9 protein-coding genes are annotated in these 12,316 nt (G+C 56.3%); 3 read left to right on the forward strand and 6 right to left on the reverse strand.

What is annotated here, in order from left to right; genetic code table 11:
* Nucleotides 1-225: 225 nt before the first annotated feature.
* The 5 genes from BLQ17_RS01920 to BLQ17_RS01940 are packed head-to-tail and all read right to left on the reverse strand — an operon-like array spanning nucleotide 226 to nucleotide 6,192.
* Nucleotides 226-1,458, reverse strand: a complete 1,233-nt coding sequence (locus BLQ17_RS01920; RefSeq protein ID WP_092219219.1) for an ABC transporter permease — start codon at nucleotides 1,456-1,458, stop codon at nucleotides 226-228.
* A 12-nt stretch (nucleotides 1,459-1,470) separates the two neighbouring features.
* Nucleotides 1,471-2,160 carry an ABC transporter ATP-binding protein gene (locus BLQ17_RS01925; protein ID WP_176761034.1) on the reverse strand — a complete coding sequence of 230 codons (690 nt, stop codon included), beginning with the start codon at nucleotides 2,158-2,160 and terminating at the stop codon, nucleotides 1,471-1,473.
* Entirely contained in the window at nucleotides 2,144-3,583 is a 1,440-nt protein-coding gene (locus BLQ17_RS01930) for an efflux RND transporter periplasmic adaptor subunit (RefSeq protein ID WP_092219223.1), read from the reverse strand. The genes BLQ17_RS01925 and BLQ17_RS01930 overlap by 17 nt, the downstream gene beginning before the upstream one ends.
* A gap of 10 nt (nucleotides 3,584-3,593) precedes the next feature.
* The gene (locus BLQ17_RS01935; protein WP_143005413.1) at nucleotides 3,594-5,174 is read right to left on the reverse strand and encodes a TolC family protein; all 1,581 of its coding nucleotides are present in this window, start codon (nucleotides 5,172-5,174) and stop codon (nucleotides 3,594-3,596) included.
* Nucleotides 5,175-5,217: 43 nt separating this feature from the next.
* On the reverse strand, nucleotides 5,218-6,192 hold the full coding sequence (locus BLQ17_RS01940; RefSeq protein ID WP_092219331.1) for a radical SAM protein: 975 nt from the start codon (nucleotides 6,190-6,192) through the stop codon (nucleotides 5,218-5,220).
* A 208-nt stretch (nucleotides 6,193-6,400) separates the two neighbouring features.
* Between BLQ17_RS01940 and aroC the strand changes: the two genes are divergently transcribed.
* Nucleotides 6,401-7,498 (forward strand): chorismate synthase, encoded by a 1,098-nt coding sequence (gene aroC, locus BLQ17_RS01945; protein ID WP_092219227.1) that lies wholly within the window; start codon nucleotides 6,401-6,403, stop codon nucleotides 7,496-7,498.
* 372 nt (nucleotides 7,499-7,870) lie between these two features.
* A complete protein-coding gene (locus tag BLQ17_RS01950) occupies nucleotides 7,871-9,958 on the forward strand; it encodes a chloride channel protein (protein WP_092219229.1) in 2,088 nt (695 codons plus the stop codon).
* 34 nt (nucleotides 9,959-9,992) lie between these two features.
* Here BLQ17_RS01950 and BLQ17_RS01955 read toward each other — a convergent pair whose 3' ends face one another.
* Nucleotides 9,993-11,270, reverse strand: a complete 1,278-nt coding sequence (locus BLQ17_RS01955; RefSeq protein ID WP_092219231.1) for an MFS transporter — start codon at nucleotides 11,268-11,270, stop codon at nucleotides 9,993-9,995.
* A 154-nt stretch (nucleotides 11,271-11,424) separates the two neighbouring features.
* Here BLQ17_RS01955 and BLQ17_RS01960 point away from each other — a divergent pair, with 154 nt between their 5' ends.
* A complete protein-coding gene (locus BLQ17_RS01960) occupies nucleotides 11,425-12,306 on the forward strand; it encodes a DMT family transporter (protein WP_092219233.1) in 882 nt (293 codons plus the stop codon).
* The last annotated feature ends 10 nt before the right edge of the window (nucleotides 12,307-12,316 follow it).

Genomic DNA, 12,316 nt, shown 5'->3' on the forward strand with positions numbered 1-12,316 from the left:
CGGCGCCGCCGCAGACGCCGCAAGATCGGCCGGCCTACAAAGGAACCCGTTCCGACAACTACGCAACTTGCCGGAGATTTCGCTTCTTGAGTTTACCAAAACTTTTACCCGCTGCGGGTGCACTGTGGTATGATCCGGGTCAGGCCTGCTAAAACGTGTATTTTAATACTAAATTCACCTGCTAACTTCAACATCAAAAAATATCGTAACCGGGCTAGGTCGGGGTTACACCTGACGCAGAGCCTCGGCGGGCTGCAGTGAGGCGGCGGTAAACGCCGGATGACTGCCGAACAGCAACCCCACAAGGATGGCGGTACCGGGTGCCACCACCAAGCCGGGCAGGGAAATGGCAACATCCCAGCCGACAAAGAACTGGATCAGGTATGACAGGACTATCCCGGACAACACCCCGAAAAAACTCCCCGAAAGAGTCAGGACCATGGCGCCAAGCAGGTAAAATCCGACAATCCTTGCCCGGCTCGCTCCCAGCACCATACGCAGCCCGATCTCCCTGGTCTGCTCGGCGATGTTGGCGAGCATCATGTTCATTATCCCGATTCCGCCTACGATAAGAGAAAGACCGGCTATGGTGACCATGATCACGGAAAAGATCCGCTGCTTTTCTTTTGCGTCGCGGAGCAATTTTACCGGCACCACCAGGTTGATATCGCGCACCCCCCGGTGATTGGTTATGAGGAGCTGGTTCACCTGCCCGGCAAGAGAGAGAATCTGCTGTTCTTTGACGATGTTCAGCGTCACCACCATACCGTCAAGGAGTTCCCGGCCGCCTACCACCCGGGTGTAGGGGACGGTGGCAACCGGACAGAACAGTGAGTTGTCAAAATCAAGGGCGCTAAGACCGGTTCCTTCGGTGAGAAGACGCCCCTTCTGGTGCAACAGTCCGACCACCGTTGCCGCCCGTCCCCCATACCTGATCTGTACCGGAGGGCGTGTCCCGAGCCGCACCGCCAGTTCGTTGCCCATCAGACAGTTGTTTTCCTGGTTGTCGAAATCGGCCTGAACCAGGTTGCGCCCCGCTTCCCGGTAAATGTCCTCGGCAAGCTGCCATAAAGGAGTTATACCGACAACGGTGGCCACCTGAATCCTGGTCTTAAGTCCTATCTCGACGCCCTCCTGCTTGACATACCCGGCCGCGCTGCCCCTGCCGCCAAGCCAGGTCGACACCAGCTCAAGATCATCCTGGGTAATGCCCGTCAACTTCCCTGAGTTTGCCCCGTCAGCGGCGGATGTGCCAAGCGGCTCGATTCTCAGCGTACTCATGCCGAGGGAGTCGATGGTCATCACCACCCGCCGCTTTGCCCCCTCGCTGATGGAAAGCATTGCCACGATCGCGGCAACCCCGATGGCGATCCCGAGGCTTGAAAGAAACGACCTCAGCGGCTGCCGGACCAGGCATTTCCAGGCATCCGCCACATCGACCTTGAGAATATAGAGCATCGCGACTCCGTCTCACCGCTTATCCAGGGACAGAAAGCGGGTCCCGTATGATTTGAGGCTGTGATCGTGGGTAACCATAACCACAGCGCACCCCTGTTCAGACTTTTTTTTCAGAAGATCCAGCATGTTGAGAGAATTTTTCCGGTCAAGGCTCCCGGTAGGTTCGTCAGCGAAAATAACCCGCGGCTCGCGGACCAGTGCCCTGGCGAACACAACCCGCTGCAGTTCCCCGCCAGAAAGAGTCGCCGGGTACCTGCCCCCATCCTTGCCCAACCCGACATACTCAAGAATATCCATACATCGCCGCCCAATCTCCGACTTTGTTATCTTCGGTCCGTAACAAAAAGGCAGGGTGACGTTCTCAAACACCGTTCTATCCATGAGCAGATGGGGGGTCTGGAACACGAAGCCGAAACATTCGCCCCGCAGACGCGATGACTCCCCTGCGGATAAGGTCGAGTAAGGGTTGCCGTCAAAAAAGACCTCCCCCGAGGTCGGCTGGTCCAGCCCGCAGAGAATATGCAGCAGCGTCGACTTGCCGGCACCGGACGTTCCGGTAATCATGACAAAGTCGCCGGGGGAAACCGCAAGGGAGACGCCGTCCAGCACCTCTTTGCCGCTGTTGCCGGAATCAAATGTTTTATGGATATCTGTGGCTATAAGCACGACCCGGTAAGACTGAAACTCAGAATCCCTCCGCAAGGATAATATCTCCGGGCTCAAGCCCGGAGACAATTTCAACCAGCATGCCGCCCCTCCTGCCAAGCTGCACCGCAACCTCATCCGCAACAGTTTCGCTCAGCCGTTTGACGAACGTTTTGTCGTCACGGTAAACGATGCTGCTGATCGGTACGGCAACCCGGTCCTCTACCCGGTCGTAGACGATCTTTATGGTCGCCGACATACCGACGTGTACGCCCGAGGAATCACCTTCCAGGCTTATCCTGGCGGGAAAACGGCGGATATGAGCGTTGTCGTCATCCACTTTTGCCAGAGAGGCTATCCTGGCGACCTTTCCCGGAAATATCCGGTCGGGAAAAGCGTCTATTTCAATTTCTGCCGGCATATCCGTGGTGAGCCTGGTGACGTCGACCTCCCGGACCTGTACGTCGGCCACAAGTTCGAAGGTCCCGGGGATGGTCAGGAACGTCTGCCCGAACCATACCGTGTCCCCCAGCTGAATCTTTCTGCGGCCTGTCTCCCGGGCCACCTCGGCATAGAGGATGATCCCGGCAGCCGGGGCCGATATACTGCAGTTTTCAACATCCTCCACGGCCCGGTCCAGAGCCGTCCGGCTGCTGTTCATTTTTCGGCGATATTTTTCCACCTCCGCCATTTTATTGCCTATGTGCAGCTCAGCGGTACGGCGCGTTCTCTCAAGGTTGCTTTTGGCACCGCTGACCATGAGCTCAGCCTCCCGCACCATCTGCGGCCAGGCATAGGTGTCGAAATTATCAAGCTCGGTCTGCGCCACCACCACCTGCTCTCTTGCCGTCGCGTCCTTATCCTTGGCCTTATCCCGCTCGCTGACGCTCACATGACCCTTCTTCAGAAGAGCGCTCATATCGTCGAGTTCCTTGCTGCATATCTGCTGCTGCCGGAGGGCCTGGCCAAGCTTTTGTTCCAGCATTTTACGCTTGAGCGGGCCGGAACCCTTTCTGATATTCATCGCTTCAATCTCGGCGATTTCAACCTTGCGGACCGCTTCCTCAATTTTTCCCGCCTCTTCCTCCTGCTGCAGAGTAAGCAGTTTCTGGGCGGCGAGATATGTCGCCTCGGCGTCCCGGTAGTCCTGCTCCGCCTTGATTTGAATATCGACGAACGGCTTGGGATCAAACCGGGCCACCAGGTCTTTCTTGCTGACCGTACTGCCTTCCTTGATCAACCAGACAATCTTCGCCAGGTTCCCCTGGATCCTGGAGGTTACCGGGGTTGTCCTGGCCGGACCGATAACCCCCCGTTCCACTATCTGCAGCGGGAAACTGCGGCGTTTAACGACATGCTGCACCCCGCCGACTCCGTCGCCATCACGCTCCCATAAAAACAGGTAGACCAGTCCGAGAGCGGCAACAAGCAGAAGCAGAGCGGACAGAATCAGCGGCGGACGGACCATTATCCTCTTCATAGCCGGCACCTCAATTGCTCTCCCCCGCCAACTCCTCTGTTGCCAGGGCCAGGCTGACCCACTGCCTGTTCAGGGTCCCGAGACTGTAGGCCACCTTGAACGCCGCGATGTTCGCGGCGACCAGGGAACGCAGGGAAGTTATCTCGGCATTGGAGTACTCGCTCTGCGCGTCGATCACGTCGAGATTACTGCCAAGCCCCTTTTCATATCTCGACCTGGCAAGCTCCAGCGCCGCTTCGGCCTGTTCCTGTTTCATCCCGCTGAGCCGCACCTCCCGCTGTTCGGAGTAGTAGTCCTCAATGGCCCGGCGAGCCTCCCTGTAAATCCGGTTCTTCAGCCGGCTTCCCTGGCGCCTGAGCTTATTGCTGACCATTCTGCCGCGCACAAGCGCCTGTTCTTCACTCAAGGTATCCAGCGACGAGAGCAGCTGGAGCTGGACCGACCAGTTGGTGATATCCAGCTCAAGCACCTCATCGGCGGAGTCCCCGCTTCCTTTCTGTTCAACGGTGAAGCTGAGCCCCACATCCGGCAACAGATTACGCCTGAGTCGAGACAGTTCCTCCTGCTGTTTGTCGATTTCAACCAGGTGCGCCTGCCAGTCGTACCTTTTTTCCAGCAGCTGGTCTTCCCATTGCTCTGGCATGACCGGGGAAACTTTGCTGATGCGGTTATCGACTGCAATGTTAGTGTCATCTGAAAGGCCGAGAATGTCACGATAATTATCCCTTGCCGTCTGCAGTTGCCGCTGCCGCCGCTCCACATCGCTTTCGGCATCGAACACCGCCATTTCGGCCCGATAGACATCGATCTTCGACACCAGCCCCACTTCCTGTCTGGAACCCGCCATCTCCAGATGGGCCTGGCTGCGCGACAACGATTTTTGGGCCGTCTCCAGCAGCTGTTCTGCCAGAACCAAATCATAAAAGCTCTGGATGGTATTTAAAATGATCGTCTGCCTGTCTCTTTCGCCCCTGATGGTCTCCAGCTCATTGTCCAGCTCAGCCCGGGTCACATCGCTGCGGTTATACTGTTTTCCCCAGCGCCGCAAGATTCCCTGCGCCACCCGCACGTATGCTTTGGCGTTCTTTGAGTTCTCGATAACATAGTCGGAACCCTCGTCGATGGAATTGCCCACTATACCATATGCGACCGAGGCGCCGATATCCGTTTCCCTGCGCATTTCAATCCCGACCTGCTGCGCCCCGATACCCTGGGTGACCCCAAACGAGGTCAGCGGCACCACCTTGGTATCAAACCTGTGTTCTGCACTCTCTACATCCATCTCGCTGAGCCTGATACGGTCTTTGAGGTCAAGGGCCATGTCGCTGTTGGCAAGGGCAATTTCAAGGGACTCAAGAATGGTCATCCGGTCGGACGAAAGGGTACCGCCCCTCGACTCATGGAGCGACAGAATCGACAGTAAACAGCAGATGGTGATAATTTTGGCAAGACGTGACATCACAGGGATCGTAGCCGGGATAGAGATGATAACGGATCGTAAAAAAAATAAAACCTGCCCGCACTCTGCGCGAGGCTGGCGATAATTCGGTTGAGAGTAGCACCACACCCCCTGGGATGCAACTTTTTTCACCGGTGTCCCCTGTTCGCAGGAACGGTATGGTTAAACGGGGGACCTATCTCTGTTTTTGATCGGAGCGGATCAAAAGCCGGGCCAGCAGCGAGCCGAGATCCTTTCGCTCAAGACGGCGCAATCCCGCGTCTTCAGCAAGCTGCATCGCTTTTTCATACATCCGCTGCGATATCGGGTGGCTGCAATCCTCCGGCCCGTCCCCGCCGCTATATTCTCCGCATGGACGATACTGGTCCATGATGTTGAGGTAACAGTCCCTGGAAATGGTCCGGGCAAGAAAACGAACCAGCTCCCTGGTATCCTCAAGCCCGTTTGGCATCAGCAGGTGACGGACCAGAAGGCCGCGTTCGGCAACGCCCGACGGACCCACCACCAGGTCTCCCACCTGACGCTGCATCTCGACTATGGCCTGCTTCATCCTCACCGGATAGTCGGCGCAGCCGGTATGCGCCGCGCTGCTTTGAGCGCGGAAAAATTTTGCGTCGGGCATATAGATATCGACAACGTTTTCCAGCAGCACCAGACTGTCCACCTTTTCATAGCCGCTGCAGTTGTACACCACGGGGACCGTAAGGCCTGAGCCGACCGCGACGATAAGCGCCTCAAGGATCTGCGGGATCACGTGGGTGGGAGTGACAAAATTGATATTGTGACATCCCCTGTGCTGCAGCAGGATCATCAACTCCGCAAGCCCGGACGCATCAACTTCGGTGCAGTCAGGGTCGGAATCCCTGCTCAGGCTGTAGTTCTGGCAAAACCTGCAGAGCAGGTTACATCCACAAAAGAAGATGGTTCCGGAGCCCTGTGATCCGACCAGGCAGCTTTCCTCGCCGAAATGGGGACCATAACTCGCCACTCTTGCATATCGGCCGGTTCGGCATACCCCCGCTTCTCCCTGAAGCCGGTTCACTCCGCACTCCCTCGGGCAAAGAGAGCACGACTCCAGGAGCGCAACCGCCCGCTTGGCTATCTGGCGAAGTTGGCCGGTGTTATACAGTTTTACATAGGAACCGGTCATGATCTTTTCCTCAATCAATACCTCCGCTTTACAAAACATCATTTCATAACCATTGTAGCATGGTTTATGATATTATTTATGGATTTGTAATCCGACGGCTTCGCGGTTCTGTTCTGCTGCGGAACACTTAACCTTTTTTACCGCATCATTTTCAGGCCGCTGCTGCGAAAAAAAAGCAGAGCGGTCGGAGAAAAACAGGAGAAACAACATGTCGAGCAGTTTTGGTACGCTTTTTAGAGTCAGCACTTTCGGAGAATCCCACTGCAAAGCGGTAGGAGTTGTGATTGACGGCTGCCCCCCAGGGCTTTCCCTTACCGAAGACGATATCCAGCCTCAGCTGTCCAGGCGACGCCCCGGCCAGAGTGCGATCTCAACAGACCGACAGGAGCCCGACCAGGTGATGATACTCTCCGGTACGGAAAACGGCAAGACCCTGGGGACCCCCATCAGTCTGCAGGTTGCCAACAAAGACCAGCGCCCCAAGGATTACAGTTCCATGCGTGACATCCCCAGACCGTCCCACGCCGACTACACCTACCAGGCCAAATACGGCATCCGCGCCTCTTCAGGCGGCGGACGCTCCAGTGCCCGGGAGACCATTGGTACGGTGGCTGCCGGCGCGGTGGCGGACAAAATACTCCGCGAAACATACGGTATCGAAATTGTCGCCTGGGTCAGCAGTGTCGGGGAGATAGAGTCGCAAGCCGCAGACCCCGAGACCATAACCCGGGACCAGGTGGAACAGACTACCATCCGCTGTCCCGATAATGAGGCGGCCTCGCGCATGGAAGCCTATGTCGCCGACCTCAAGGAGATGGGCGATTCCATCGGCGGTGTCGTTAATTGTGTCATCAGGGGTGTTCCGCCGGGAATCGGCGAGCCCACCTTTGAAAAACTTGAGGCTAAACTGGCCCAGGGGATGCTGGCAATCCCCGCCACTAAGGGATTTGAAGTCGGTTCCGGTTTTTCCGGTACCCGCCAGCGCGGTTCAATCCATAACGACCCTTTCACCTTCAAGGACGGCAGGCTTGGCACGGTTACCAACAATTCAGGCGGCATCCAGGGAGGTATCGCCAACGGCGAACCGATCACCCTGCGCATCGCCTTCAAGCCACCGGCAACCATTTCCCTGCCGCAGGACACCGTCGATTTTGTCGGAGAGAAAGCGGTGCTTGAAGCAAAAGGAAGACACGATCCCTGCGTGGTGCCGCGGGCGGTGCCGATTGTAGAATCGATGGCGGCCCTGGTGGTGATGGATATGGTGCTGAGGCAGAAAGCGCGGCAAGCTTTCGCCCACATGTTCTGACACCTGCAACCGGCCTGCTGCAGCGTTACTGCGTGATGCTGCAGCAGCCACCCTGGCAAAACAGAGAAGCGGCCACGAAAAAGTGTTCCACTCCTGATAGTTACCACACGCAAGGGAGGATCTGGCTATTTCCTCCCAAAAAGACGACTTGCCAACCTGCCACTCACCTGGGTCATGAAATAATCGCCCCGGGAGCCGATGGCCCAAATAATGCTTGAATCTCATCTCTAAACGAGCTAAAAAAAAAGGTTTGGGTGCAATTGCCCGCACGGTTTCATTGTTTTCGTGGTAATTGTTTTTATTAGATACGTCCGGATAGATATACGATTATCGTTGTATCTTTTCCGGCGATATTTTTTTGTGGATTGACAAATGACTCCCAAACGTTCATCCTTCAGCTGGTATCTTGACCGCCTTGCCCCGCCGGAAGGGCTCCTACTGCTTATTCTGAGTGTAATCGTCGGTGCAACCACCGGCCTTGCCTCGGTATTTTTCGTCGAACTGATCTTCGGCATCCAGGACTTTTTCTACGGCAATGTCGTCAGTTTCATTCCCGGTATCGGCAAATGGATCTATGTAATCGTCCCCGTAATCGGCGGTCTGCTGGTCGGCCCGTTGATCCTGTTCGCCCAGGAAGCCAAAGGCCACGGAGTACCAGAGGTTATGCAGGCTCTCGTGCTTCGCGGAGGACGCATCCGCCCTCGGGTCGCAGCTGCCAAGATCACCGCGTCGGCACTCTGCATCGGCACCGGCGGCTCCGCCGGACGCGAGGGTCCTATCATCCAGGTCGGCGCCGCCCTCGGCTCGGCTCTGGGGCAGGTCCTGCATCTTTCCGACGAACGTATCAGAAACCTCGTGGCCTGCGGAGCCGCAGCGGGAATTGCCGCGACCTTCAACGCGCCTATCGCCGGCGTCGCTTTTGCAATCGAGGTGCTGATGTGCGGTCTGCAGATGCGCGCGTTCGGCAACGTGGTCATCGCCGCAGTCTCCGCTGCGGTTGTGAGCAGAACCATTATCGGCGATAAATTTGCCTTCCAGGTTCCCGCCTACCACATCAACAGTTCCTATGAGATGGTGCTCTACCTGATCCTGGGGCTCACCGCCGCCCTGGTGGGGATCATGTTCATCAAGATGCTCGACTTTTCGGAAAATCTCTTCGACGACTGGAAAATGCCGCAACTTGTCAAACCGTCAATAGGAGGGCTGTTGCTCGGCCTTCTCGGCCTGGTGTACATGAACCTGCCCAACCTGACTTTTCCCGCAGGTTCCGGAGCCCACGGCGGCGGTCTGGACACCCCCATTCCGCATATGTACGGTGCGGGCTTCCCATTTATTGAAGCGGCGATCCAGAACAACGCCGCCGTATGGATACTCGTCGTTCTTATATTCCTCAAACCGCTTGCGACCTCGTTTACCCTGGGTTCCGGAAATTCCGGGGGTGTTTTCGCGCCGTCACTTTTTATCGGTGCCATGCTTGGCGGGGCCATGGGACATCTTTTTTCCAACCTGTTCCCTTCGATCGTCACCAACCCGGGAGCCTTTGCCCTGGTCGGCATGGCCGCACTCTTTTCGGCGACCGCCCGGGCACCGCTTACCGCAATGCTCATCGTGTTCGAGATGAGCAACGACTATTTCATGATTCTGCCGCTGATGGTGGCAGGAGTTACCGCAAGCTATTTTTCCCAGTGGCTTCACCCCGAATCAATCTATACCATCAAGCTTGCCAAACGCGGTGTCCGGTTCTTCGAGGGACGCGATATGGACATAATGCAGGGCGTCAAGGTGAGCGAGGTTATGAGGAGCAAACCGGTTACTATCCACAAGGATGCGTCCTTTTCCGAGGTGATGGCTCTGTTCCAGGAGACCAACCTGCTCGGTTTCCCGGTGCTCGCCGACAACAACAAGCTGTGGGGCATCATCACGCTGCAGGACATTCACCGGGAACAGTCAAAAGAAAACTTCAGTTCCAAGGGCCTCAAGGTATCCGATATTGCGGTTGAAGAAGCGATAACGATCTTCCCCGACGAACCGATCTGGCTCGCCATCCAGAAGATGTCGCCGAGGGACCTGGCGAGGCTTCCCGTGGTCTCAAGGGATGGCAGCAACAGTCTGTGCGGAATTATCAGCCGCAGCGACATACTTCGCGCCTACGATGTCGGTCTGGTACGTAAACAGCGGGGCCATATCGTCGAGCATCAGGTCGAACTGAGAAAAGCGAAAGAAAACGGATATGTTGATTTCGTCCTCAAGGAAGAGGACAGCTGCAACAACGCCCGGCTCAAAGACCTTGACCTGCCGGAAACCATCAACATGGTCTCGATCAAGCGCGGCGGGCAGATGATTATTCCCAGAGGGGACACCACCCTGAATCCCGGAGACGTCATCACCGTCTACGGAAAGCTCAAGGATATCGAAAAAATAAAGGATCTTTTGAACTCCTGCGTGCTGAAAGCGCAGTAACATCCTGACAGACAGGGCCCGGCCTGGACGGTTCTTAATCACCGTCCAGGCCGGGATCTTCAACCCTTGCCAGCAGCAGACCGCCTGCCGCGAACAATACCAGAATAGACAAGAGCCCCCAGCGGCTCTGACCGGTGGCAGCGGCCACAAGGCCCATGAGAAGCGGTCCGCTGATCGCCGCAAATTTTCCGAACACATTGTAAAACCCGAAGAATTCAGCACTTCTTTCCACCGGGATCAACCTGGCAAAATAGCTCCTGCTCAACGCCTGCATCCCGCCCATGGCGGAGGCGATCAAAAAAGCCACCGCCCAGAACAGACAGCTCCGCACCAGCGGTTGCAGCTCAAAGCTGAGGCAGAAGCCCATGACGGTTGCAACGATGTAGATGGCGATCCCGCAATAGAGCATGTTTTTTACTCCGAAACGACCCGATAACCAGCCATAGACGATGGTAGAGGGAAAAGCCACAAGCTGGATAAAGAGCAGCACCACCAGCATCATTGCCGGGCTGAACCCGAGATCTATTCCGTAGGCGGTGGACATTGAGATAAGGGTTCCAATACCGTCGATATAAAAAAAGTACGCGGCGAGAAAAACAAATATCTGGTGGTGGCTGCTGATCTCCAGAAAGGTTGCCGCCACCCGCCTGAGTCCGTAAATGACAGAGCCGTTGCCATCGGCAGTACGGTATCGCTGCCTGACGTTGAGTACCAGCGGCACCGACAGCCCCAGCCACCAGAGTGCCACGACAGCGAACCCCATCCTGGTCTCGTGCACCGGCAGTCCCCCGGAAATTCCGGCAGAAAATATCAGCCCGATGATGAGAACAAACGGCACGACGCTGCCCACGTAACCGTACCCGTACCCCAGCGCCGATACGCGGTCCATCCGCTCATAAGTGGCCACATCGACGAGAAATGCATCGTAGAATATATTGGCGCCTCCCCAGCCGATCCTGGCGATTACCAGCAGGAATAGACAATAGAGCCACTGGTTGGCCCCGACGGTTGTGAGAAGCAGGGTAAAACCAACCCCCAGCCCCAAAAAAAACAGTAAAAACTGTTTCTTTCTCGCGCCGTGATCCGCCATCGCCCCGAGTAGCGGGGCAAGCAGCGCCAGGACCAGTGCGGACAGGGAATTGGCAAACCCCCACCTGGCGGTCGACTCCGCCCCGCTCATCGTCACCGCCACCACATCCTTGAAAAAAATCGGCATGAGAGCGGTTATGATCACCAGCACAAAAGCCGAATTGCCGACATCATAGAGCACCCAGCTCAGCTCTCCTGCACTCAGCTTGAACCTCTTTTTCATCCGCTCCCCCTCTTGTTTCGTGCAGCAGCCGCCTGCTACCGGTGTCTGGAGATCCGCAATCGGTACGGACTTGACTTAAATAGCCACAATATGTATATGCTCTGCTCAGACCACGTCTTTTCCGCAAATTTTCAATTTCATCCACCCTCACGTCATGCACCTTCTTACCTGTCTCTCTTTAGTGTTTACCACGTTTCTCTGGGGAGGAACCTTCGTCGCCGGTCGGCAGCTTGCTGGCTCGGTTGCCCCCGAACATGCGGCGTTTCTGCGGTTTGTGATCGGTTCTGCGGTACTGCTGCTCCTTCTTCTGGCAAAAGAAAAACGTCTGCAGCTTCCTCCTCCAAGACTGTGGCTTCCTCTTTTTCTGCTGGGACTCACAGGGGTTTTTGCTTATAACGTCTTTTTCTTTAAGGGGCTGCACTATATAAGTGCCGGCCGCGCATCGCTGTTTATCGCCTCTACCCCCCTGGTGATAACCCTGCTCGGCGCCGCCCTTCTTCTTGAAAAACTCACTTTTGCCAAAGGTTGCGGGGTGATCACATCTCTTATGGGCGCGGTCATTGTCATCAGCAACGGCCATCCGGCAGAACTATTCTCCGGTATTTTCGGCCCCGGCGAATTTGCCCTCATCGGCTGCGTAATAAGCTGGTCGGCATATTCCCTTATCGGCAGATCGGTGCTCAAGTCCATGACGCCGCTCTCTTCAGTATGCTACTCATCAATAATCGGCACCTTGCTGCTGCTGCCTCCGGCGATACATACGGATCTTTTTTCCCGGGTAGGCTCCCTCACTCCCCGGGACTGGCTCAACCTCAGCTACCTTGGAATACTCGGCACCGCTGTCGGATTCTCCTTATATTATCGGGGAATAGAAAAAATTGGGGCCACCCGGGCGAGCGTCTTTATCAACCTGGTGCCGGTCTTTGCCCTGCTGCTTGCGTGGGTGATCCTCGACGAGTCGATAAAACCAGCGGTCCTGGTCGGCGGCCTGCTGGTGCTGTGCGGGGTGACTATCGCCAATTACCGCCGCCAATGACATGCTGATC

Origin of the sequence: Desulforhopalus singaporensis, from assembly GCF_900104445.1 — a bacterium.
In the GTDB taxonomy this organism is placed as follows: domain Bacteria; phylum Desulfobacterota; class Desulfobulbia; order Desulfobulbales; family Desulfocapsaceae; genus Desulforhopalus_A; species Desulforhopalus_A singaporensis.